A 22,176-nucleotide genomic window follows, 5' to 3' on the forward strand; every position below is an offset into this window, starting at 1 on the left:
CTCTCGCGGAAGGGGGTTTGCAGGGCGGCGAATTCTATTTCGGGGGTGGCATCGGTCTCACGACAGCGCGTCCGGCTGCGCGGTGCCACCGGGCGCCGGCCGGTGCGGGCGCCAGCGGCGCCGCGCCCAGTCGGCCAGGTCGTCAAGGTAGCAGTAGATCACCGGCACCACCACCAGCGTCAGCAGCGACGAGGTGATCACGCCGCCGATCACGGCCTGGCCCATCGGCGCGCGCTGCTCCGAGCCCTCGCTGAGCGCGAAGGCCAGCGGCACCATGCCGAAGATCATCGCCAGCGTCGTCATCAGGATCGGCCGCAGGCGCACCTGTGCGGCGTGCAGCAGGGCGTTCTCGCGGCTCATCGGCGCGTGTTCCCCGGCGGCCCCGTGCGTTCCCTCGCGCGAGCGGATCGCGAAGTCGACCAGCAGGATCGCGTTCTTGGTCACCAGGCCCATCAGCATCACGATGCCGATGATGCTGAACATGTTGAGCGTCGAACGGAACGCCAGCAGCGCCAGCACCACGCCGATCAGCGTGAGCGGGAGCGAGCTCATCAGCGCCAGCGGCTGCAGGAAGCTCTTGAACTGGCTGGCGAGGATCATGTAGATGAAGACGACCGCCAGCGCCAGCGCGCCGATCGCGTAGTTGAACGACTCCTGCATGTTCTTGGTCGAGCCGCCGAAGCTGTAGCGGTAGCCGGGCGGCCACGCCACGCCGTCGAGCACCTTGCGGATGTCGGCCGACACGTCGCCCGAACTGCGGCCGAAGGCGTTGGCGTCGAGGTTGATCTCGCGGTTGAGGTCGCGGCGGTTGATCTGGTTCGGCCCGGTCGACGGGCTCACCTCGGCCACCTGCGACAGCCGCACGATGCGCGGCGTGCCATCTCCGGCTGCCGTGATGTTGAGCGGCAGTCGCGCCAGGTCGGCCAGCGAGTGGCGGCTCTCGGGGGCGAGGCGCACGTTCACGTCGTAGTTCTCGCCGTCGGGCGCGCGCCAGTTGCCGACCGTGGTGCCCGCCACCAGCGTGCGCAGGCTGCTGGCCAGCGCGTCGACGTTGAGCCCGGCGTCGGCCGCAGCATCGCGCTTCACCTCGATCGACACTGTGGGCTTGTCGGGCTTGAGCGTGCTGTCGAGGTCGACCAGGCCGGGGATCTCGCGCAGCTTCGCGGTGATCAGCCCGGACAGCCGCGCCAATTCGATCAGGTCCGGCCCCTGGATCGAGAACTGCAGGCTCTTGCCGCCGCCGAGGTCGGTCTGGCCGATGTTGGTGACGGTGATGCCGGGGATGCCGGCGAGGCGCTCGCGCAGCGGCACGGCCAGTTGCGCCACGTCGCGCTCGCGGTCCTTGCGGTCGACCAGTCGCACGTAGACGGCGCCGTAGATCTTGCCGAGTGCCTGCCCGCTGTTGATGGTGGTGACGGTGTAGCGCACCTCGGGCATCTCGCGCAGCACCTGGTCGATCTGCTTCGCGCGCTGCTCGGTGAGCTCGAGCGAGGAGCCGACCGGCGTGTAGAAGTTGAGCTGGGTCTCGGAGAAGTCGGCCTTGGGCACGAACTCGGCGCCGAGCATCGGGATGACGAAGAAGCTGCCCGCGAAGGTGGCGGCTGCCACGCCCAGCGTCGCGAGCCGGTGAGCGAGCGACCAGCGCAGGATGCGTTGGTAGCCGTCCGACAGCCAACCTGTGAAGCGGTCGAAGGCGCCGGTGACGCGCCCGATGGTCCGGTCGTACAGCGTGAGCGGCGGACCGCTGTGGGCGCCATGTGCTTGCGGGTCGTTCCACATGCTCGACAGCATGGGGTCCAGCGTGAAGCTCACGAACATCGAGATCAGGACCGCCGCGACGATGGTGAGCCCGAACTCGTGGAAGAACTTGCCGACGATGCCGCCCATGAAGCCGATCGGCAGGAACACCGCGACGATGCTCAGCGTGGTGGCCAGCACCGCGAGGCCGATCTCCTGGGTGCCGTCGAGCGCGGCCTGGTGCGGGCTCTTGCCCATCTGCACGTGGCGCACGATGTTCTCGCGCACCACGATCGCATCGTCGATCAGCAGGCCCACGCACAGGCTCAGCGCCATCATCGTGATGGTGTTGATGGTGAAGCCGAACGCGTACATGAACAGGAAGGTGCCGATCAGCGCGATCGGCAGCGTCAGGCCGGTGATGACGGTGGAGCGCCAGGAGTTCAGGAACAGGAACACGATCAGGATCGTCAGCGCCGCGCCCTCGATCAGCGTGCGCTTGACGTTCGCTACCGACACGCGGATCGAGCGCGAGTTGTCGCGGTTGATCTCGGTGCGGATGCCCGGCGGCGTCACGTCGCTGGCCTTCTCCAGCGCGAGCTTGAGGCCGTCGACGACGGCGATGGTGTTCTCGCCCTGCGACTTCTGCACCGACAGCAGCACCGTGCGCTGGCCGTTGTAGAGCGCCAGCGTCTCGAGCTCCTGCGGACCGTCCACCACGTCGGCCAGTTGCCACAGCCGGATCGGCGCACCCGCGCTCAGGTTGTTGCCGGCAGCGCCCTTGCGCGCGACGACGATGTCCTTGAAGTCCTCGGGCGTCTTCATGCGCGCGTTGATCTGGACCACGCGCTCCTGCTCGCGCGAACGGATCGCGCCCATCGGCAGTTCCTGGTTCTCGCTCTTCACCGCGGCCAGCACCTGCTCCACGCTGACGCCCAGTGCCTCCATCGCCGCGGGCCGCAGGTAGATGTTGATCTCGCGCTCCAGACCGCCGATCAGCGACACCGCGCCGACGCCGCGCACGTTCTCCAGCCGCTTCTGCAGCACCTGGGTGGCCCAGGTGGTGAGCTCTTGGGTGCCGCGCCGTCCGTCGTCGGACAGGACCGCGACGTTGAAGACCGGCTGGCTGGCCGGGTCGAAGCGCGAGACGCGCGGCTCCTCGACCTCGTCGCGCAGCAGCGGGCGCACCAGCGCCACCTTCTCGCGCACGTCCTCGGCGGCCTTGCGGCCGTCGACGTCGAGGTTGAACTCGATGATGACGACCGAGCTGCCCTCGTAGGAGCGCGAGTACAGCGAGTTGATGCCGGCGACGGTGTTGACCGCCTCCTCGACCTTCTTCGTCACCTCGCTCTCGACGATCTCGGGCGAGGCGCCGGGGTAGTCGAACTGCACCACCACGGTCGGGAAGTCGATGTTGGGGAACTGGTCGACCGACAGCCGCTGGTAGCTGAACAGGCCCAGCACCACGAAGGCGAGCATCACCATCGTGGCCATCACCGGGTTGGCGATCGAGACGCGGGTGAACCACATGCTGCAGACGCCGGCGTGCGCTTCTTCAGCGCGTGGCCGTGGCGGCCGACGAGGCCGATGCGGTGGACGGCGAGGCCGACTCGCCGATCGCCGGCAGCCGCACGCGGACGCCCTCGCGCACCGCCCCCACCGTGCCGCGCAGCACGGTGCTGCCGTCGGCGATGCCGGAGCGCACCTCGACCAGGGCCTCGTCGCCGCGCGCGGAGGCGTCACCCCGGAGGCCCAGTTCGACGCCGCGCTGCACCACCGATCCGTCCTCGATGGCCAGCACATAGGGACGGGCCTGGTCGATGCGCACGGCAGCCGCCGGCACACTGCTCGCGGTGCGGCGCTCCAGCTCGATGCGGCCCTTCGCGAACAGGCCCTGGCGAAGACCAGGCTGCGGTTCGACGGCGAGGTAGACCATCACCGCGCGCGTGCCCGCCTGGGCGGCCGGGTTGATGCGGGCCACGCGCGCCAGCACGGGCGCCGCGATGCCGTCGACCTGCAGGCGCGCCGCCGCTCCGATGCGCACTGCGCCCACGTCCTCGGGCGCGACCGCCGCCTCGATCTCGAGCCGGGACAGGTCGACGATCTCGATCAGCTTCGCATCGACCGACACGCGCTCGCCGGGCTGCACCGCTCGCTGAGACACATCGCCGGTGATCGGCGCGCGCAGCACCGTGTCGTTCTGGGCCTTGCGCGCCAGTTCCGCGGCGGCGTGGGCCGACTGCAGCGCGGCCCGTGCCGCGGCCGCGTTCGACACCGACGTGTCGAGCGCGTTCTTCGAGATGAAGCCCTGGTTCACCAGCGCCCGGTTGTTCTCCAGCGCGCGCTCGGCGATGTCCAGCTGCGCGCCGGCCTGAGCTGACTGCTCCTGCGCCTGGCGCAATTTCCAGGCGTACTCGGTCGCGTCGATGCGGCCCAGCACCTGACCCGTCGTGACGCGGTCACCCTCGCGCACCGTGAGCTGCTGCACCTCGCCCGCCACCTTGGCCTTGACGATCGCGGAGTTCACCGCCTTGATCGCACCGGTGATCTCGAGCGTGCGCAGCAGCTCGCGCGGCCGCACCACGGCCACGTCCAGCGGCGCGAGCTCGAGGGCCACGTCGGCGGGCCGCGCCAGCATGCGGCCCTGCTCGGCCTTGCGCGCCAACAGGCCGCGGCCCAGCGCCGCGCCCACCAGCAGCAGGACGATGGCGGCGCCGATCCACCACGCGGCCTTGCGCTTCATTCCTTGGCCTTCAGCTCGCTGCGGCGTGGGTCGGTGCGCGGCACGAGGCCGTTGAGCACGAGGTCGATCTGCATCGCGATCACACGCGGTGCGTCGAGCCGCCGGCCGAGGTTGGGGCAGGCGCCCATCGAGTGTTTGTGCAGCATCAGGAACAGCATCGGCGCCATCAGCGCATGCACCACGTCGTCGACCGCCACCGGCCGGAACTCGCCGCGGTCGATGCCGCGCTGCACGACGCCGCCGATCATGCGCTCGGCCGGCAGCACCACCTCGTCGAGATAGAACTGCGCGATGTCGGGGAAGTTGCGCACCTCCGAGATGATGAGCTTGCAGATGCCCGAGGCGCGGGTCTCGCCGATGCGGCGCCACCACTCGGCCATCAGGTAGGCCAGCAGCTCGGCCGTCGGTCCGTCGAAGCCGCGCACGATGTCCTCGCCCTCGGCGATCTCCTGTGAGATGTTCTCGCGGATCACCGCCTTCAGCAGCTCTTCCTTGCTCGGGTAGTACAGGTACAGCGTGCCCTTGGAGACGCCGGCACGCGCGGCGACCTCCTCCGAGCGCGTCGCGGCGAAACCCTTCTCGACGAACAGGTCGAGCGCAGCGTCGAGCAGTTCCTGCGGGCGTGCTTCCTTGCGCCGCTGGCGCGTGGAGGGGAGGGGATCGGCGGCTCGTGACATGGTTTTACTGACTGATCGGTCATTAATGTAGCGCCGGCCCGGGGGGAGGGTCAAACCAGGCGCTGCAGATCCTGAGCGCAGCGCCCAGGATGCCGGTGTGCGCCGCCGCGACTGTGCCTCGCCGGTGGCGATCCGGTAAAGATCGATGAAGCCTTCACGCATCCCTGCAATCGCGTGAACCGGGGGCGCCGAGGTCAGAAGCCCGGCAGGGTCGGCGGCTAACATCGATCGCTTTGCCGCACCGGAGACGTTTTCTTGGACATCCTGCTGCTCGTCAAGGCCGCGATCATGGGCATCGTCGAGGGACTGACCGAGTTCCTGCCGATCTCGAGCACCGGGCACCTGATCCTGACCGCGTCGCTGCTCAACTTCACCGGCGAGATGGTGAAGGTGTTCGACATCGCGATCCAGACCGGCGCGATGTTCGCCGTGATCTGGGAGTACCGGGTGCGCCTGGGGGCCACGGTGGCCGGCATCACGCACCAGGCGGTGGCGCAGCGCTTGGTGCGCAACCTGCTGATTGCCTTCGTGCCGGCGGTGGTGTTCGGCCTTGCGCTGGGGGGGCTGATCAAGGAGCACCTGTTCCATCCGGTGCCGGTGGCGACGGCCTTCGTGGTCGGCGGCCTGATCATCCTGTGGGTCGAGCGCCGCCACCGGGCGCTGTTCGGCGGGCGCGACCTCGAGGGCGGGCGCGTGGCGCGTGTCGAGACGATCGACGACATGAGCGCCCTCGACGCGCTGAAGGTCGGCCTGGTCCAGTGCGCGGCGCTGATCCCGGGCACCAGCCGCTCGGGCGCCACCATCATCGGCGCGATGCTGTTCGGCTTTTCGCGCAAGGCGGCCACCGAATTCAGCTTCTTCCTCGGCATCCCGACGCTGATGGGCGCCGGCGCCTACTCGCTGATCAAGCAGCGCGACCTGCTGAGCTGGGACGACCTGCCGGTGTTCGCGGTCGGCGTGGTGTTCGCCTTCCTCAGCGCGCTGGTCTGCATCCGCTGGCTGATCCGCTACGTGTCGACGCACGACTTCACCGTGTTCGCCTGGTACCGCATCGCCTTCGGCGGCCTGGTGCTGCTGAGCGCCTGGGGCGGCTGGGTCGACTGGAAGGACTGAGAGAGGGCCGCGCTCAGCGCTGCCTGAAGCGCTCCAGCGTGGCGAGCACGATCCGCGTTGCGCCGTCCAGCGACGACGGCACACGGTGCGCCACGCCGAGGCTGCGGGTCAGCGCCGGCCGCAGCGGGATCAGCTGCAAGGGATCGGTGCCCGCGGCCACCGCGACCGCCGAGCTCTCCATCGGCAGGATCGCGGCGCCGTAGCCGGCGGCCACCAGGCTCTTGATCGCCTCGGTGTAGTTGAGCTCGATGCGTGCACGTGGCGCGTGGCCGGCGGCGGCGAACCACTCCATCGTCATCCGGTACATCCGCGTCGTCGCGTCGTTGAAGATCAGCGGCTGCGCGGCCAGCCACTTCGGCGTGGCCGCCTTCGGTGCCTGCCAGCGCGGCGGCACGAAGGCCATCATCGGGTCGTTGCGCCAATGCGTCACCACCAGGTCGCGCACCGGTGGCTGCGGCAGGGCGACCAGGCCGATGTCCAGCGTGCCGGCGGTGAGCCGCTCCATGCAGTGGTTCGAGCCGAGGATGGCGACCTCCACGTCGATGCCGGCATGGGCCAGCTCCAGCGCCTTCAGCACCCGGGGCAGCAGGTGCACGATCACGCCGGTCGAGGTGCCCAGGCGCACGCGCCCGGCCTGGCCCTTGGCATGGCGCTTCACGGTGTCGACCGCCTCGTCGGCATCGCGCAACAGGCGCCGCGCGCGATCGATCAGCGCGGCGCCGGCGGCGGTGGGCGAGACCCGCCGGCTGCCGCGCACGACCAGCGGCGTTCCGAGCCGGGACTCCAGCTCGCTGACGTGCAGGCTGACCGTGGGTTGCGCCAGGTGCAGCGCGCGTGCGGCCGCCGAGAACGTGCCCAGGTCGGCGATTGCCACCAGGGTGCGCAGCTGGTCGAGGTTGAGCTCACGCATCAGAAGAGCTGATAGAAAGTCTCAGTAATCTCAACTTCCACGATAGCACGCGTGCTTGCACGATGGCGACTCCCACCAGGAGTGCCTGCCATGACAACTTCACCCGACATCGAACCCGCTGCCCCAAGATCCCTGCTGCACCGCATGCTCGCGGCGTGGGTGGCCCGGCGCGCACGCCACACCGCGGCGCGTGAGCTGCGGGGCATGTCCGAGCACGAACTGAAGGACCTCGGCATCGGCCGCTCGGAGATCCCGGCGCAGTTGGCGCAGCGGGGCGGGCCGAAGACCGCGATGAGGCTGGAGCCGCAGCGGCCGTCTACCCGCTTCGACCGGCTCGGCGCTAGCGGCGCGTGAACACCAGATCCCAGACGCCGTGGCCGAGCTTCAGGCCGCGCTGCTCGAACTTCGTGAGCGGCCGGTAGCCGGGCTTGGGGGCGTAGCCGTCGGCGCTGTTCCGCAGCGCCGGCTCGGCGCCCAGAACCTCCAGCATCTGTTCGGCATAGGGCTGCCAATCGGTGGCGCAGTGGAGGGTGCCGCCGGGCGCGAGCCGCGTGACGAGCTTGGCCACGAAGTCCGGCTGGATCAGCCGTCGCTTGTGGTGCTTCTTCTTGTGCCAGGGGTCGGGGAAGAACAGGTGGATGCCGGCCAGCGAGCCGGCTTCGATCATGTGCTCGAGCACCTCGACCGCGTCGTGCTGCACGATGCGCAGATTCGTGAGCTCGCGCTCGCCGATCTGCTTCAGCAGTGCGCCGACGCCTGGGGTGTGCACCTCGCAGCCGATGAAGTCGGTGCCGGGCAGCGCCGCGGCGATCTGCGCGGTGGCGTCGCCCATGCCGAAGCCGATCTCGAACACCAGCGGGGCGCGGCGGCCGAACACGGCCTGCGGATCGAGCGGTTCGCGCCGGAACGGCAGCACGAAGCGCGGACCGAGTTCGGCGAGGGCGCGTGTCTGCCCGCTGCCCATGCGGCCGGCGCGCAGCACGAAGCTGCGGATCGGCCGGGGCGGATGGGCCGGAGGGGACGAAGAATCGGGTTCGCTCATGGCACGACAGGCTTCGCCGCGAGGGCGGACGACAGATGTTCACACGCGGGCTGCAGGCATTCGCGGCAACGGCCGCGCAGCCGCGGGCCGCCGTCCGGCGCGGGGGTGGCCGAGGCGGGCAGGGCCAGCAGCGGGCGCAGCGCGGCCACCGCGGCGGCGGTGCGCGCCGGACCTTCACCATAGACCACCGAATAGGGCAGGGCCGCCGAGGCCAGCGCGTCGCGGACCAGTCGGTCGACCGGGCCGCGCACCTGGGCACCGTCGCGCTGCAGGCCGTCGGGCTGCCAGGCGAGATCGAGCCCGGTCAGCAGCGTGTGCGTGCAGTGGCGCTGTCGCTCGAGCGCCAGGGGGTAGAGGCTGCGGTCGCCGAAAACGAACTCGCTGTAGACCGCGATCATCAGCGGCGTGGTGTCGGCCAGCACGGTGCTGCCGTCCTGTGCGGCGGCCTCGATACGGCGCCATTGCTCGTCGGCGATCGCGGCCTGCTCCTCGGGCCGCGGCGTGCGGCCGTGCGCGTCGCAGAACTCGCGCAGGTATTCGGCCACCCGCGTGGCCGGGCGGCCGAGCGAACGGAGTTCCAGTGCCAGCGCATGCGCCAGCGTGGTCTTGCCGGTGCTCTCGGCGCCGACGAGGGCGATCACCGGGCCCATGACGGCCGCTTCGAAAGGTGGTTCATGCCGAGCTCGCCACCGTGGCCTTGTGTGCCCAGGCCCGCCAGCCGATCGCGGCCAGCAGCGCGAACAGCGCGTAGAGCCCGACCGTGAGCCACAGCCCCTTGTAGGCGAACAGGCTCACGCCGACCGCGTTCACGGCGATCCACACCGGCCAGTTCTCGACCAGCTTGCGGCCCAGCAGCACCTGGCCGACGACGCTGCCGGCGGTGGGAAAGGCATCCCACCAGGGCACGTCGGTGTCGGTGCCGTGGCGCAGCAGCAGGGCGGTGGCGGGCCACAGCAGCGCGAAGGCCAGCAGCGCCTTCAGGCGCCCGCGCGGCGCAAGGTGGCGCACCGTGAGCGCGCTGCCGTCGGCCTGTGTCCCGCGCAGCCACTGCCACCAGCCCCAGAAGGCCACCGCGATGAAGAGCAACTGCAAGGAGGCATCGCCGTACAGCCGGGCCTGCCAGAACACGAGGCCGTAGAGCGCGGAGCTGGTGATCGCCAGCGGCCAGGCCAGCGGGTCGACGCGCAGGTTGCACCACACCATCCAGATGCCCAGCAGCGCGCCGGCCAGCTCGGCCCGGCTGGCGGCCAGCGGGCCGAGCACGAAGGCCGGCGCATTGAGGAAGTCGATCAGCGAGGTGAGCATCGCGAGGCACGCGCTCGGGCGGCGCGTCGGGGCGAAAGAGCGTCGGGCGCGGGCCTAGCGCCGGGGCGCGTACTGCACGTAGATCTCGTCGGGCTTGAGCATGCCGAGCTCGGAGCGTGCCTTCTCCTCGACCATCTCCAGGCCTTCCTTCAGGTCGCGCACCTCGGCCGAGAGCCGGTCGTTGCGCGTCTGCGCCACGTCGTTCTTCGCCTGCTGCTCGCGCAGTTGCGCCTGCAGGCCGACCACCCGGCCGACCCCGCCCTTGCCGAACCACAGCTCGGCGTGGACCAGGACCAGCAACGCGACCAGCGCGAAGGTGATCAAGCGCATGGCATCGGCGGCAGGGAATCAGCGCAGGTTGTAGAACGCGGCGCGGCCCGGATAGACCGCCACGTCGCCCAGGTCTTCCTCGATGCGCAGCAGCTGGTTGTACTTGGCCATGCGATCGCTGCGCGACAGCGAGCCGGTCTTGATCTGGCCGGCGTTGGTGCCCACGGCGATGTCGGCGATCGTGCTGTCCTCGGTCTCGCCCGAGCGGTGCGAGATCACGGCGGTGTAGCCGGCGCGCTTGGCCATCTCGATCGCGGCGAAGGTCTCGGTCAGCGTGCCGATCTGGTTGATCTTGATCAGGATCGAATTGGCGATGCCCTTGTCGATGCCTTCCTGCAGGATCTTGGTGTTGGTGACGAACAGGTCGTCGCCCACCAGCTGCACCTTCTTGCCCAGCACCTCGGTCAGGTGGGCCCAGCCGGCCCAGTCGCCCTCGGCCATGCCGTCCTCGATGCTGATGATCGGGTATTTGTCGACCCAGCCCGCCAGCATGTCGGTCCACTGCTGGGCCGACAGCGACAGGCCGCCCTCGCCGTCGAGCTGGTAGACCAGCGAGCCGTTCTTGCCCGGCTTGTAGAACTCGCTGGCGGCGCAGTCGAGGCCCAGCGCGATCTGAGTGCCGGGGGTGTAGCCGGCCTTGTCGATCGCCTCGAGGATCATCTGGATGGCGGCCTCGTGGTTCTCGACGCTGGGCGCGAAGCCGCCCTCGTCGCCCACCGCGGTGCTGATGCCCTTGTCATGCAGGATCTTCTTCAGCGCGTGGAAGGTCTCCGCGCCCCAGCGCACCGCTTCGCGGAAGCTCGGTGCGCCCACCGGGATGATCATCAGTTCCTGCAGGTCGAGGCTGTTGTTGGCGTGTGCCCCGCCGTTGACCACGTTCATCATCGGCACCGGCAGTTGCATGCCGCCCATGCCGCCGAAGTAGCGGTACAGGGGCAGGCCCGATTCCTCGGCGGCCGCGCGCGCCACGGCCATGCTGACCGCCAGCGTCGCGTTGGCTCCGAGGCGGGCCTTGTTGTCGGTGCCGTCCAGGTCGATCAGCGTCTTGTCGAGGAAGGCCTGCTCGGAGGCGTCGAGCCCCAGCACGGCTTCCGAGACCTCGGTGTTGAGGTGCTCGACGGCCTTCAGCACGCCCTTGCCGAGGTAGCGGCCCTTGTCGCCGTCGCGCAGCTCGATCGCCTCGCGCGAGCCGGTGGAGGCGCCGCTCGGCACCGCGGCGCGGCCCATCACGCCGCTCTCGAGCAGCACGTCGCATTCGACGGTCGGGTTGCCGCGGCTGTCGAGGATCTCGCGCCCGACGATGTCAACGATGGCACTCATGGAATGGCTTTCAAAGAGGGAGGGAGATGCTCGACGAGGGGACGCCGCGGATCCGGCTCGGCCGGTCCGCCAGCGTCGCCCCCTCGAGGGGGCGCGGCATCGCCGCAACGGGGGTGGTCAACATCAGCAGGAAAAATCGTTCTCGAGCAGCGGCTGCGCCTTGACCACCCGGTCGATGCTGACCAGCTGTTCGAGCAGCGCCTTCATGTGCTTCAGCGGCACCGCGTTCGGGCCGTCGCTCAGCGCCTTTGCCGGGTCCGGGTGGGTTTCCATGAAGACGCCCGCCACGCCGACCGCGATGGCCGCGCGCGACAGCACCGGCACGAATTCGCGCTGGCCGCCCGAGCTGGTGCCCTGGCCGCCCGGCAACTGCACGCTGTGGGTCGCGTCGAACACCACCGGGCTGCCGGTCTCGCGCATGATGGCGAGGCTGCGCATGTCGGACACGAGGTTGTTGTAGCCGAAGCTCGCTCCGCGTTCGCAGGCCATGAAGACGTCGTCGGGCAGGCCCTTCTCGCGGGCGGCGTCGCGCGCCTTCTGGATCACGTTCTTCATGTCGCCCGGGGCGAGGAACTGGCCCTTCTTGATGTTCACCGGCTTGCCGCTCTGCGCGACGGCGCGGATGAAGTCGGTCTGGCGGCACAGGAAGGCGGGGGTCTGCAGCACGTCGACGTGCTGCGCCACGACCGCGATCTCGGCCTCGCTGTGCACGTCGGTCAGCACCGGCACCTGCAGTTCCCGGCGCACCTTGGCGAGGATCTCCAGGCCCTTGTCCATGCCTGGGCCGCGGAACGACGTGCCGGACGAGCGATTGGCCTTGTCGTAGCTGGACTTGAAGATGAAGGGGATGCCGAGCGCCGAGGTGATCTCCTTCAGGCGGCCGGCCACGTCCATCTGCAACTGCTCGCTCTCGACCACGCAGGGGCCGGAGATCAGGAAGAAGGGTCGGTCGAGGCCGATATCGAACCCGCACAGTTTCATGCTGCCACCTTCTGTAAATCGCCGGCGGCAGCGCGTTCCGCCTGGTGCGCGAGTGCCGCCTTGACATAGCCGATGAACAGCGGATGTCCTGCCCACGGCGTGGACTTGAACTCGGGGTGGAACTGCACGCCGACATACCAGGGGTGCACGCTCTGCGGCAGCTCGACCATCTCGGTCAGCTTCTCGCGCTGGGTGATGGCGCTGATCACCAGACCGGCCTGCTGCAGCCGGTCGAGGTAGTGCTCGTTGGCCTCGTAGCGGTGACGGTGGCGCTCGGTAACGACCGGGCCGTAGATCTGGTACGCCAGCGTGCCGGGTTTCACGTCGGAGCTCTGCGCGCCCAGGCGCATCGTGCCGCCGAGGTCGGAGTTGGCGTCGCGCTTCTGGACCGAGCCGTCGGCGTCCTGCCACTCGTCGATCAGCGCGATCACCGGGTGCGGCGTGGCGGGCTCGAATTCGGTGCTGTTGGCGTCCTTCAGACCGGCCAGGTGGCGGGCGACCTCGATGGTCGCCACCTGCATGCCCAGGCAGATGCCGAGGTAGGGAATCTTGTGCTCGCGCGCATAGCGGGCCGTGAGGATCTTGCCTTCCACACCGCGCTTGCCGAAGCCACCGGGCACCAGGATGGCGTCGAAGCCGGCCAGCTGTTCGATGTTGGATTCGTTCAGCAGCTCCGAGTCGACGTACTCGATCTTGACCCGCGCATGATGGTGGATGCCGGCATGGCGCAACGCCTCGTTGAGCGACTTGTACGAATCCGACAGGTCGGTGTACTTGCCGCACATCGCGATCGTCACCTCGTGCTGCGGATTGGTCACCTCGTGCACCAGGCGGTCCCAGCGGCGCAGGTCGGCCGGCTTGGTGAGCAACTGCAGCTTCATGCAGATCAGCTCGTCGAGACGCTGCTCGTGCAGCATGCGCGGCACCTTGTAGATGGTGTCCACGTCCCACATCGAGATCACGCCCTGCAGGCCGACGTTGGTGAACAGCGAGATCTTGTCGCGCTCGTCCTCAGGGATCTCGCGGTCGGCGCGGCACAGCAGCGCGTCGGGCTGGATGCCGATCTCGCGCATCTTCTGCACCGTGTGCTGGGTCGGCTTGGTCTTGAGCTCGCCGGCCGCGGCGATCCACGGCACGTAGGTCAGGTGCACGAAGGCCGAGTTGTTGGGGCCGGCGCGCAACGCCATCTGGCGCACCGCTTCCAGGAAGGGCAGCGACTCGATGTCGCCGACGGTGCCGCCGATCTCGACGATGGCCACGTCGACGTCGTTGGCGCCGCGCTTGACGAACTCCTGGATCTCGTTCGTGACGTGCGGAATGACCTGCACCGTCTTGCCGAGGTAGTCGCCGCGGCGCTCCTTCTCGAGCACCGACTTGTAGATCTGGCCGGTCGTGAAGTTGTTGCTGCGCTTCATGCGGGTGCTGATGAAGCGCTCGTAGTGGCCGAGGTCGAGGTCGGTCTCGGCGCCGTCGTCGGTCACGAAGACCTCGCCGTGCTGGAACGGCGACATCGTGCCCGGATCGACGTTCAGATAGGGGTCGAGCTTGATCAGGGTGACCTTGAGGCCGCGCGATTCCAGGATGGCCGCGAGCGATGCCGACGCGATGCCCTTGCCGAGTGAGGACACCACACCGCCGGTGACGAAGACGAACTTGGTCATGACATGCGGCACGTTGTTTCCAAAAGTGCCGTGGTGGTAAAGGGAGAGTATATCGGCCGGGCCGGGGCCTTCCGGCGGCGCGGCGGGCCCGGCGTCAGCCGGGTGCCCGGTGGGCCGAAGCCAGGTGGTGCAACTGCGCGAGCACCGCCTTGGCGGTCTCCAGCGGACGCTCCATCGGGAACAGGTGGCCGCCTTCAATCCAGCTCACCCGGCCCTGGGTGAGGCGCTCGGTCGCGCGCAGGCCCACCTGGCGCACCTCGGCCGATGCGGTGCCGCCGATGAAGGCGGCCGGGCAGGCCAGCGGATGCGTGCGCAGCACGCGCGGCAGGTGGTGCGGCAGGGTCCGGTAGATCTCGGTCTCGACCTCGCGCCGGAAGCTCAGCGCGCGCACTGCGCCGGCTGGTTCAGTGCCGGCGGCGATGTAGTCGTGCAGCACCTCGGGGTGCCAGCGGGCGAACACCGGCTTGGCGGCGAAGTGCTCGAAGGCCGCCTGGTCGCTGGGCCAGTGCTGACGCCGGCGCCGCGACACGGCCGCCGGCGAGTAGCGTTCGCCGAGGCCGGTGGCCTTGGCGAGCCGCAGCACATGTGCCCGCCAACCACCGATGACCGGCGAGTCGAGCAGCACCACGCCGCGCGCCAGGTCGGGCCGCCGCGCCGCGGCCAGCACGCTGAGGAAGCCGCCCAGCGAGTGGCCGACGAACCATGCCGGCGCATCGTCGACGAGCGCCCGCTCGGCGAAGTGGATCAGTTCGTCGCGCAGGTGTGGCCAGTTGCCGGTCACGGGGTAGGCCGGCTGGTGGCCGAATTTCTCGACCGCATGGACGGTGTAGCCGGCGGCGCGCCAGTGCTCGAACAGCAGCCGGTAGGTGCCGGCCGGAAAGCCGTTGGCGTGCGAGAAGACGATGGCGCCGCGCCGGCGGCTGCGTCCGCCCGCCATGTTCAGACGATGCGTTCGTTCGGGCGGGTGATCTTGCGCATCGGCTCGCAGCTTTCCCGGCCGGTGCGCAGCGGGTGGGCGGCGGCGCCGCCGCTGTCCCACTGCGGCGCGTCGATGCTCTCGAAGGCGGCGCGCAGCTTCTGGCCCCAGCTGCCGCGGATCATGCGGAAGTACTCGTTGTGCTCGTCGATGCAGACGATCTGCTCGGTCTGGAAGCGGCCGTCCTGGTAGACCAGCAGGTCCAGCGGCAGGCCGACCGAGAGGTTGGACTTCAGCGTGGAGTCCATCGACACCAGCGCGCACTTGGCGGCCTCGTCCAGGCTGGTGGCCGGCGTGATCATGCGGTCGAGGATGGGCTTGCCGTACTTGCTCTCGCCGATCTGGAAATAGCAGGTCTCGCGGGTGGCCTCGATGAAGTTGCCGGCCGAGTAGACGAGGAACAGCCGCATCGCCTCGCCGGCGATCTGGCCGCCGAAGATCATCGAGGCGTTGAAGTCGATGCCGGCGCGCTTGAGCGAGGCGCCGTCCTGTTCGTGCACGCGACGCACCGCGCTGCCGAGCACGCGCACCGCGTCGAACATGCTGGTGGCGTTCCAGATCGTGATCGGCGGCTTGTCGCCGTTGTCGAGCTTCTCGACCTGCAGGATCTCGCGCACCGATTGGCTGATGCTCAGGTTGCCGGCCGACAGCAGCACCATGAAGCGGTCGCCGGGCTTCTCGTAGACCATCATCTTGCGGAAGGTGCTGATCTGGTCGAGCCCGGCGTTGGTGCGCGAGTCGGACAGAAACACGAGGCCGGCATTGAGCCGCACGCCGACGCAGTAGGTCATGTCAGTTTTCCTTGGAACGCTCGTGGAGCGATTTGAGGCGGTAGAGCGCGTCGAGCGCTTCCCGCGGGGTCAATGTATCGGGTTCGACGCCGGCCAGGGCCCGCTCGAGCTCGGTGGTTTCGCGCGGCGGCGGGGGCGGCGGCGCAGCGAACAGGTCGATCTGCGAGGAACTGGCCGCCTGCTGGGCCTCCAGCGCCTCCAGCGTCGCACGCGCCTGGCGCAACAGCGGCGCCGGCATGCCGGCCAACCGCGCCACCTGCACGCCGTAGCTGCGGCTGGCCGGGCCGGGCTGGATCTCGTGGAGGAACACGATGTCGTCGCCGTGGCCGGTGTGCGACTCGGCTGCGCTGACGTGCACGTTCAGCGCCCGCGGGTGCTTCTCGGGGAAGGCAGTCAGCTCGAAGTAATGTGTCGCGAACAGCGTGAAGGCGCGGTTGCGGTCGTGCAACTGGCTGGCGATCGCCCCGGCCAGCGCCAGGCCGTCGAAGGTGGAGGTGCCGCGGCCGATTTCGTCCATCAGCACCAGAGAGTGTTCGGTGGCGCCGTGGACGATGGCGGCCGCCTCGGTCATCTCGAGCATGAAGGTCGATTGCGCGTTGGCCAGGTCGTCGGCCGCGCCGATGCGGGTGTGGATGGCGTCGACCGGGCCGAGTCGGCAGGCCGTGGCGGGCACATAGGAACCCATCGCGGCGAGCAGCACCACCAGCGCCACCTGGCGCATGAAGGTCGATTTGCCGCCCATGTTGGGGCCGGTGATCACCAGCATGCGGCGGCTGGCGTCGAGCCGGCAGTCGTTGGGGATGAAGCTGCCACCGCCGGTCTCGGCCAACCGGGCCTCGACGACCGGGTGGCGGCCCTGCTCGATCTCGATGCAGGGCTGGCTCACGAACTCCGGGCAGCACCAGTTCAGCACCACCGCACGCTCGGCCAGCGCGGCCAGCGCGTCCAGGCTGGCCAGCGCGCGCGCCACGGCACCGAGCGCGGCCAGCTGCGGCTGCAGCGCGTCGAGTACGCCGTCGTACAGCAGCTTCTCTCGCGCCAGTGCGCGCTCCTGAGCCGACAGCGCCTTGTCCTCGAAGGTCTTCAGCTCCGGCGTGATGTAGCGCTCGGCGTTCTTCAGCGTCTGGCGGCGCTGGTAGTCGGCCGGCACCTTGTCGACCTGGCCCTGCGTGACCTCGATGTAGAAGCCGTGCACGCGGTTGAACTGCACCCGCAGGTTGGCGATGCCGGTGCGTGTGCGCTCGCGCGTCTCCAGGTCGAGCAGGTAGCTGTCGCAGTTCTGTGCGATGCCGCGCAGCTCGTCGAGCGCCACGTCGTGGCCCGTCGCGATGACGCCGCCGTCGCGCAGCAGCACCGCCGGCTCCTCGGCGATCGAGCGCTGCAGCAGCTCGGCGATTTCCGGCGGCGGGGCCAGGTGCCGCGCCAGATCGGCCAGCAGACGGCTGCTGCCGGGCACCGCGTCGCGCAGTGCGGGCAGCGCCAGCAGCGTGGCGCGCAGGCCGACCAGCTCGCGCGGGCGCACCTGGCGCAGCGCGATGCGCGCCGTGATGCGCTCGACGTCGCTGACGCCGCGCAGCGCCTCGCGCAGGACCTCGCCGCCGCGTTCGACCAGCGCGCCGATCGCCTCGTGGCGCGCGCGCGCTGCCGTGCGCTCGCGCGCCGGATGCGTGAGCCAGTGGCGCAAGGCACGCGAACCCATGCCGGTGCGGCACACGTCGAGCAGCGACAGCAGCGTCGGCGCGTCTTCACCGCGCAGCGTCTGCGTCAGCTCGAGATTGCGGTGGGTGGCCGGCGGCAGTTCCAGCAGGTCGCTCGCGCGCTCCACCACCAGCGTGCCCACGTGGGCCAGTGCCTGACCCTGGGTGTGCTCGGCGTAGCTCAGCAGCGCGGCCGCGGCGGCCTGCGCGACAGGCAGGTCCTGGGCGTTGAGGCCGGCGAGGCTGGCGACGCGCAGTTGCTCGCACAGCTTGCGCTGGCCCAGGGCGGTGTCGAACTGCCAGGCGGGCCGCCGAGTGAGCGCCGCGTGTGCGGAGGCCAGCGCGGCCGACAGCGGCGCGTCGTCGCGGTCGTCGACCAGCACTTCGGCCGGGCCCAGGCGCGCCAGCCAGCCCGCGAGCTCGCGCTCGCCGCATTCGCTGAGGCCCAGCGTGCCACTGCTCAGGCCCATCCAGGCCAGGCCGTAGCTCGCGCGCTGGCGCGTGACCGCCAGCAGCAGGGTGTCGACGCGCTCCGACAGCAGCTCGGTGTCGGTCACCGTGCCCGGCGTGACGACGCGCACCACCTTGCGCTCGACCGGACCCTTGGCAGTGGCCACGTCGCCCACCTGCTCGGCGATCGCGACCGACTCGCCGAGCTTGACCAGCTTGCCGAGGTAGTTCTCCAGCGCATGCACCGGCACGCCGGCCATCACGACCGGCTCGCCGGCGCTCTGGCCACGGCTGGTGAGCGTGATGTCGAGCAGGCGGTGCGCCTTGCGGGCGTCGTCGAAGAACAGCTCGTAGAAGTCGCCCATGCGGTAGAGCACGAGCGTGTCGGGATGCTCGGCCTTGATGCGCAGGTACTGCTGCATCATGGGGGTGTGACCGGGCTCGGGGCGGGCGGGGTCGGCGCTCATGCGGGCTCGCGGGCGGGGCGACGCAACGGCGATGGCTCAGAACGGGGCGTCGTCGTCCTTGGCCTTGGCGAGGTCGGCCTTGCGGATGCGCACCGGTGCCTTCTTCGGCGCAGCGGCGGCCGGAGCGTCGGCGTCGGCGCTCGCGACGAAGGCCGCGGTGGCGTCCGGCACGGCCGCAGAGCCAGCAGGCGCCGTGGCGCTCGCCTCGTCATCCTTGATGATGCGGGTGTAGGGCGCGAGGATGCTCACCAGCTGCGCATAGATCTTCGGGTTGCCGGCGACGATCTCGCGCTGGTAGAGGTAGTCGGACTCGCCGGTGAAGTTGCCGATCAGGCCGCCGGCCTCGGTGATCATCAGCGAGCCGGCGGCAATGTCCCAGGGGTTCAGTCCGGTCTCGAAGAAGCCGTCGTACCAGCCGGCGGCCACGTAGCACAGGTCCAGCGCGGCGGCACCGGGGCGGCGCAGGCCGGCGCAGTGCTGCATGACCTCCTCGAACATCTTCAGATAGCGCTTGAAGTTGTCGCCCTTGCGGAACGGGAAGCCGGTGCCGATCAGCGACTCCAGCAGCCGGCTGCGCTTGCTGACGCGCAGGCGCTTGTCGTTGAGGAAGGCACCGCGCCCCTTGGAGGCGTAGAACAGGTCGTTGCGCGACGGGTCGTAGACCACCGCCTGCTGGATCTGGCCGCGGAAGGCCAGCGCGATCGAGACCGCGTAGACCGGGAAGCCGTGGATGAAGTTGGTGGTGCCGTCGAGCGGATCGATGATCCAGAGGTAGTCGCTGTCCTTCGCGCCGTGGGTGCGGCCCGTTTCCTCGGCGAGGATGCCGTGGCCGGGGTAGGCGCCGAGCAGGGTCTCGATGATCGCGGCCTCGGCCGCCTGGTCCACCTCGGTCACGAAGTCGTTGTGCGACTTGGCCGTCACCGTCACGCGCTCGATGTCCAGCGAGGCCCGGTTGATCAGCGCCCCCGCGGTGCGTGCGGCCTTGACGGCGGTGTTGAGCATCGGGTGCAGGGCTTGGGACATGGCGGGCGCTCGCGGCTGACGGGGCAGGAGATACGGAGGAGGACTGGCGGGGACAAAGAACGCGGGGACCGGCGGGCGACGTGGATGGCGCACCGGGGCGAAGGGCCGCGAGGGCCACGTCGATAATGGAATTTTAGCCGCCCTTGCCGATGCCGCCTGCCGACCCGACCCGCTTCGTCCTCGTGGGCACCAGCCATCCCGGCAACGTGGGCGCGGCGGCGCGGGCGATGAAGGTGATGGGCTTTTCCGACCTGGTGCTGGTCGCGCCCCGCCATGCCGACGTGCTGGTGCAGGAGGACACCGTGGCCCTGGCCAGCGGCGCGGCCGACATCCTGGTGCGCGCCCGCGTCGTCGCGACGCTGGCCGAAGCGCTGGAGGGTGTGAGCCACGCCTGCGCCACCGCGATGACGCCGCGCGATTTCGGCCCGAAGACCTTTGCGCCGCGCGCGCTGTTCCCCGAACTCGCCGCCGGCCACCAGCGCGTGGGCTTCGTGTTCGGCTCCGAGCGCTACGGCCTCGCCAACGAGGACGTCTACCGCTGCCACAGCTGCCTGAGCATTCCGACGCCGGCCGACTACGGCTCGCTGAACCTGGCGCAGGCGGTGCAGTTGATCGCCTACGACTGGCGCCAGGCGCTCGGCGGCTACCCCGTCACCCCCCGCACGCCCGACCCGGCGCTGGCCGACGCCACGGCGGTGCAAGGACTGCTCGATCACTGGCAGCGGGCGCTGGTGCACATCGGGCACCTCGATCCGGCGGCACCGAAGAAGCTGCTGCCGCGGGTGAACCAGTTGCTGAACCGGGCCCAACTGACGGAGGAAGAAGTGCACCTGCTGCGCGGGATCGCCACCTCGATGCTCAAACATTGAGCCGCCGCGATGCCCCCGCCGGCTTCAGGCGGCGGGGCGGCTGGCTACACTGACCTGGCCCAACCTGAAGAGCGACGACATGTTCAGCCGCCTCCGCGAAGACATCGCCACCATCCTCGAGCGCGACCCGGCCGCCCGCACGGGCTTCGAGGTGCTGACCTGCTATCCGGGGCTGCATGCGCTCGCGGTGCACCGGTTGGCGCACGGCTGCTGGACGCGCGGCTGGCACTGGCTCGGTCGTTTCCTTTCGCACCTGGGCCGTTTCCTCACCGGCATCGAGATCCATCCGGGCGCCACGATCGGCCGGCGTGTCTTCATCGACCACGGCATGGGGGTCGTGATCGGCGAAACGGCCGAGATCGGCGACGACTGCACGATCTATCAGGGCGTCACGCTCGGCGGCACCTCGCTCTACAAGGGCGCCAAGCGGCATCCGACGTTGGGCAAGGGCGTGATCGTCGGCGCCAATTCGCAGGTGCTCGGCGGTTTCTTGGTCGGCGACGGCGCGCGGGTCGGCTCGGGCGCGGTGGTCGTCAAGCCGGTGCCGGCGGGCGCCACCGCAGTCGGCAACCCGGCGCGCATCCTGCACGACGCAGTCGATGTGCAGCGCGAGGCGGCGGCCGCGAAGATGGGCTTCTCGGCCTATGGCGTGAGCCAGGGCGACGACCCGGTGGCGCAGGCGATGAAGGGCCTGATCGACAACGCCTCGGGCCACGAGCATCAGATCGCGATGCTGTGGGCGGCGGTCGAGACGCTGTCGAAGCGCAGCGCCGCGGGCGACTGCGTGCCGAGCGACGCGCAGACCCGCGAGGACTTCGACGCCGCGGCGCTGAACCAGCTGGTGCGCTGACGCCGACGCCTCGGCGGGTACTTCAGCCGCCGCCCGGGCGGGGCGCGCGAACCGCCGACTTCGGCCGGAAGGCCTTGCAGACTGTCTCGTCCGTCTCGAGGTAAGGCCCGCCGATCAGGTCGATGCAGTAGGGCACGGCCGCGAAGATGCCGTGCGCCGGCGGGCTGGCGTCCGGCAGGCCCTGCAGCGTCTCGGCGATGGCCTTGGGCTGCCCGGGCAGGTTGATGATCAGCGCCTTGCCGCGGATCACCGCCACCTGGCGCGACAGGATCGCGGTGGGCACGAAGCGCAGCGAGATCTGCCGCATCTGCTCGCCGAAACCCGGCATCTCCTTGTGCGCGACCGCCAGCGTGGCCTCAGGCGTCACGTCGCGCGGCGCCGGGCCGGTGCCGCCGGTGGTCAGCACGAGGTCGCAGCGCGCGTCGTCGACCAGCTCGCGCAGCGTGGCGCTGATGCCGTCCTGCTCGTCGGGGATCAGGCGCGTGACCCAGGTGACCGGGTTCTTCAGCGCGCGGCTCAGCCAGTCCTGCAGCGTCGGGACGCCCTGGTCGGCGTAGACGCCGCTCGAGGCACGGTCGCTGACCGAGACGAGGCCGATCGTGACGGGGTCGAACCCCGAGGCGGCGGCGTCAGTCATTGCTTTCTTCCTCCCCGTGTCCGGGTTCGGCGAGCACGCTCCGCAGCTGCTGGAACAGCTCGCGGTAAGCCCGTCCGTGGCGGGCGGCACCGCCCGGCAGCTCCGGGACGACCTCCTTGCGCGCGCTGCGGATCAGGCTGCGCAGTTGCTGCAGGTCGCTGCGCGGGTGCGCGGCGGTCCAGCGGGTGAGGGCGTCGTCGCTGGCCAACAGCTCGGCGCGCCAGCGCTCGGCCTCGTGCAGCGCGAGCGCGTCCTTCGCGTGGCCGAGCTGGAACGAGGCAACGGCCTCGCGGATCGGCTCGATGCCGCCGGCGTCCTGCGTCCGGCGCATCAGCTTGCCCAGGTACTGGATCTGGCGGCGGCGGCCTTCGTGGGATTTCGTGCGCTGGGCGGTGCGCACCGCGTCGCGCAGCGATTCGTCGAGGCCGATCGCGTCGATGCGGGCGTCGGGCAGCGTCATCAGCGCTTCGCCCAGGGCCTGCAGCTCGTGCATGGCCTTCTTCAGCGCGGTCTTGCTGGGGCGCTCGGACGCATCGTCGTCGTCCGGTTCGTTCGTTTCGGTGTTCAAGCGGGGGCGGGCATCAGGGAAAAGGGGGG

At 69.9% G+C, this 22,176-nt stretch carries 21 protein-coding genes; 4 read left to right on the forward strand and 17 right to left on the reverse strand.

The features are described from left to right. Positions 1-57 precede the first annotated feature (57 nt). From ASC67_RS05025 to ASC67_RS05035, 3 genes are read right to left on the reverse strand one after another with little or no spacing between them, the layout of a single operon-like run. Positions 58-3,267, reverse strand: a complete 3,210-nt coding sequence (locus ASC67_RS05025) for an efflux RND transporter permease subunit (RefSeq protein ID WP_056315921.1) — start codon at positions 3,265-3,267, stop codon at positions 58-60. Positions 3,268-3,292: 25 nt separating this feature from the next. Next, the gene (locus ASC67_RS05030) at positions 3,293-4,480 is read right to left on the reverse strand and encodes an efflux RND transporter periplasmic adaptor subunit (RefSeq protein ID WP_056315923.1); all 1,188 of its coding nucleotides are present in this window, start codon (positions 4,478-4,480) and stop codon (positions 3,293-3,295) included. Then, positions 4,477-5,157 carry a TetR/AcrR family transcriptional regulator gene (locus ASC67_RS05035; RefSeq protein WP_056315926.1) on the reverse strand — a complete coding sequence of 227 codons (681 nt, stop codon included), beginning with the start codon at positions 5,155-5,157 and terminating at the stop codon, positions 4,477-4,479. Before ASC67_RS05035 ends, ASC67_RS05030 begins: the two co-directional genes overlap by 4 nt. A gap of 255 nt (positions 5,158-5,412) precedes the next feature. Here ASC67_RS05035 and ASC67_RS05040 point away from each other — a divergent pair, with 255 nt between their 5' ends. Continuing rightward, positions 5,413-6,270, forward strand: a complete 858-nt coding sequence (locus ASC67_RS05040; protein ID WP_056315929.1) for an undecaprenyl-diphosphate phosphatase — start codon at positions 5,413-5,415, stop codon at positions 6,268-6,270. A 13-nt stretch (positions 6,271-6,283) separates the two neighbouring features. Here the strand turns inward: ASC67_RS05040 and ASC67_RS05045 are convergent, their stop codons facing one another. Then, complete coding sequence (locus ASC67_RS05045) at positions 6,284-7,180, reverse strand: LysR family transcriptional regulator (RefSeq protein WP_056315932.1); 897 nt, start codon at positions 7,178-7,180, stop codon at positions 6,284-6,286. A 90-nt stretch (positions 7,181-7,270) separates the two neighbouring features. Between ASC67_RS05045 and ASC67_RS05050 the strand changes: the two genes are divergently transcribed. Beyond that, positions 7,271-7,534: a DUF1127 domain-containing protein gene (locus ASC67_RS05050; protein ID WP_082535836.1), complete on the forward strand. Its 264-nt coding sequence runs from the start codon at positions 7,271-7,273 to the stop codon at positions 7,532-7,534. Here ASC67_RS05050 and trmB read toward each other — a convergent pair. The 11 genes from trmB to ASC67_RS05105 form a co-directional block, all read right to left on the reverse strand. Next, a complete protein-coding gene (gene trmB, locus ASC67_RS05055) occupies positions 7,521-8,222 on the reverse strand; it encodes a tRNA (guanosine(46)-N7)-methyltransferase TrmB (protein WP_056315938.1) in 702 nt (233 codons plus the stop codon). The genes ASC67_RS05050 and trmB overlap by 14 nt on opposite strands. Next, positions 8,219-8,872, reverse strand: coding sequence for an AAA family ATPase (locus tag ASC67_RS05060; protein WP_056315941.1), 654 nt, complete (start codon positions 8,870-8,872; stop codon positions 8,219-8,221). The genes trmB and ASC67_RS05060 overlap by 4 nt, the downstream gene beginning before the upstream one ends. 22 nt (positions 8,873-8,894) lie before the next feature. After that, entirely contained in the window at positions 8,895-9,527 is a 633-nt protein-coding gene (pnuC, locus tag ASC67_RS05065; protein ID WP_235566227.1) for a nicotinamide riboside transporter PnuC, read from the reverse strand. Positions 9,528-9,581: 54 nt separating this feature from the next. Continuing rightward, positions 9,582-9,857, reverse strand: coding sequence for a cell division protein FtsB (gene ftsB / locus ASC67_RS05070; protein ID WP_056315945.1), 276 nt, complete (start codon positions 9,855-9,857; stop codon positions 9,582-9,584). Positions 9,858-9,875: 18 nt separating this feature from the next. Then, a complete protein-coding gene (gene eno / locus ASC67_RS05075) occupies positions 9,876-11,177 on the reverse strand; it encodes a phosphopyruvate hydratase (protein WP_056315949.1) in 1,302 nt (433 codons plus the stop codon). 123 nt (positions 11,178-11,300) lie between these two features. Further along, positions 11,301-12,158, reverse strand: coding sequence for a 3-deoxy-8-phosphooctulonate synthase (kdsA, locus tag ASC67_RS05080; RefSeq protein ID WP_056315952.1), 858 nt, complete (start codon positions 12,156-12,158; stop codon positions 11,301-11,303). Then, a complete protein-coding gene (locus ASC67_RS05085) occupies positions 12,155-13,819 on the reverse strand; it encodes a CTP synthase (protein WP_056315955.1) in 1,665 nt (554 codons plus the stop codon). The genes kdsA and ASC67_RS05085 overlap by 4 nt, the downstream gene beginning before the upstream one ends. Positions 13,820-13,913: 94 nt before the next feature. Further along, complete coding sequence (locus ASC67_RS05090) at positions 13,914-14,756, reverse strand: alpha/beta fold hydrolase (protein WP_056315958.1); 843 nt, start codon at positions 14,754-14,756, stop codon at positions 13,914-13,916. A gap of 2 nt (positions 14,757-14,758) precedes the next feature. Further along, positions 14,759-15,586 carry a proteasome-type protease gene (locus ASC67_RS05095; protein ID WP_056315963.1) on the reverse strand — a complete coding sequence of 276 codons (828 nt, stop codon included), beginning with the start codon at positions 15,584-15,586 and terminating at the stop codon, positions 14,759-14,761. Position 15,587: 1 nt separating this feature from the next. Then, positions 15,588-18,200: a DNA mismatch repair protein MutS gene (mutS, locus tag ASC67_RS05100; protein WP_056315966.1), complete on the reverse strand. Its 2,613-nt coding sequence runs from the start codon at positions 18,198-18,200 to the stop codon at positions 15,588-15,590. A gap of 36 nt (positions 18,201-18,236) precedes the next feature. Continuing rightward, positions 18,237-19,223, reverse strand: coding sequence for an inositol monophosphatase family protein (locus ASC67_RS05105; protein ID WP_056315969.1), 987 nt, complete (start codon positions 19,221-19,223; stop codon positions 18,237-18,239). Between the two features lie 149 nt (positions 19,224-19,372). On the opposite strand from ASC67_RS05105, the gene ASC67_RS05110 reads away from it, so the two are divergent. Then, positions 19,373-20,092 (forward strand): RNA methyltransferase, encoded by a 720-nt coding sequence (locus ASC67_RS05110; protein ID WP_056315972.1) that lies wholly within the window; start codon positions 19,373-19,375, stop codon positions 20,090-20,092. Between the two features lie 79 nt (positions 20,093-20,171). Continuing rightward, entirely contained in the window at positions 20,172-20,942 is a 771-nt protein-coding gene (cysE, locus tag ASC67_RS05115) for a serine O-acetyltransferase (protein WP_056315976.1), read from the forward strand. 22 nt (positions 20,943-20,964) lie between these two features. Here cysE and mog read toward each other — a convergent pair whose 3' ends face one another. After that, complete coding sequence (gene mog, locus ASC67_RS05120) at positions 20,965-21,579, reverse strand: molybdopterin adenylyltransferase (RefSeq protein WP_056315980.1); 615 nt, start codon at positions 21,577-21,579, stop codon at positions 20,965-20,967. Further along, entirely contained in the window at positions 21,572-22,147 is a 576-nt protein-coding gene (gene yjgA / locus ASC67_RS05125; protein WP_235566228.1) for a ribosome biogenesis factor YjgA, read from the reverse strand. The genes mog and yjgA overlap by 8 nt, the downstream gene beginning before the upstream one ends. Positions 22,148-22,176 lie beyond the last annotated feature (29 nt).

It is taken from the genome of Methylibium sp. Root1272 (assembly GCF_001425905.1).
Taxonomy (GTDB): domain Bacteria; phylum Pseudomonadota; class Gammaproteobacteria; order Burkholderiales; family Burkholderiaceae_C; genus Methylibium.

Excerpts from the sequence above, each read along its gene's own strand:
- ASC67_RS05025 (WP_056315921.1), bottom strand. The coding sequence starts at position 3,267 with ATGTGGTTCACCCGCGTCTCGATCGCCAACCCGGTGATGGCCACGATG.
- ASC67_RS05030 (WP_056315923.1), bottom strand. The coding sequence starts at position 4,480 with ATGAAGCGCAAGGCCGCGTGGTGGATCGGCGCCGCCATCGTCCTGCTG.
- ASC67_RS05035 (WP_056315926.1), bottom strand. The coding sequence starts at position 5,157 with ATGTCACGAGCCGCCGATCCCCTCCCCTCCACGCGCCAGCGGCGCAAG.
- ASC67_RS05045 (WP_056315932.1), bottom strand. The coding sequence starts at position 7,180 with ATGCGTGAGCTCAACCTCGACCAGCTGCGCACCCTGGTGGCAATCGCC.
- ASC67_RS05050 (WP_082535836.1), top strand. The coding sequence starts at position 7,271 with ATGACAACTTCACCCGACATCGAACCCGCTGCCCCAAGATCCCTGCTG.
- trmB (WP_056315938.1), bottom strand. The coding sequence starts at position 8,222 with ATGAGCGAACCCGATTCTTCGTCCCCTCCGGCCCATCCGCCCCGGCCG.
- ASC67_RS05060 (WP_056315941.1), bottom strand. The coding sequence starts at position 8,872 with ATGGGCCCGGTGATCGCCCTCGTCGGCGCCGAGAGCACCGGCAAGACC.
- pnuC (WP_235566227.1), bottom strand. The coding sequence starts at position 9,527 with ATGCTCACCTCGCTGATCGACTTCCTCAATGCGCCGGCCTTCGTGCTC.
- ftsB (WP_056315945.1), bottom strand. The coding sequence starts at position 9,857 with ATGCGCTTGATCACCTTCGCGCTGGTCGCGTTGCTGGTCCTGGTCCAC.
- eno (WP_056315949.1), bottom strand. The coding sequence starts at position 11,177 with ATGAGTGCCATCGTTGACATCGTCGGGCGCGAGATCCTCGACAGCCGC.
- kdsA (WP_056315952.1), bottom strand. The coding sequence starts at position 12,158 with ATGAAACTGTGCGGGTTCGATATCGGCCTCGACCGACCCTTCTTCCTG.
- ASC67_RS05085 (WP_056315955.1), bottom strand. The coding sequence starts at position 13,819 with ATGACCAAGTTCGTCTTCGTCACCGGCGGTGTGGTGTCCTCACTCGGC.
- ASC67_RS05090 (WP_056315958.1), bottom strand. The coding sequence starts at position 14,756 with ATGGCGGGCGGACGCAGCCGCCGGCGCGGCGCCATCGTCTTCTCGCAC.
- ASC67_RS05095 (WP_056315963.1), bottom strand. The coding sequence starts at position 15,586 with ATGACCTACTGCGTCGGCGTGCGGCTCAATGCCGGCCTCGTGTTTCTG.
- mutS (WP_056315966.1), bottom strand. The coding sequence starts at position 18,200 with ATGAGCGCCGACCCCGCCCGCCCCGAGCCCGGTCACACCCCCATGATG.
- ASC67_RS05105 (WP_056315969.1), bottom strand. The coding sequence starts at position 19,223 with ATGTCCCAAGCCCTGCACCCGATGCTCAACACCGCCGTCAAGGCCGCA.
- ASC67_RS05110 (WP_056315972.1), top strand. The coding sequence starts at position 19,373 with ATGCCGCCTGCCGACCCGACCCGCTTCGTCCTCGTGGGCACCAGCCAT.
- cysE (WP_056315976.1), top strand. The coding sequence starts at position 20,172 with ATGTTCAGCCGCCTCCGCGAAGACATCGCCACCATCCTCGAGCGCGAC.
- mog (WP_056315980.1), bottom strand. The coding sequence starts at position 21,579 with ATGACTGACGCCGCCGCCTCGGGGTTCGACCCCGTCACGATCGGCCTC.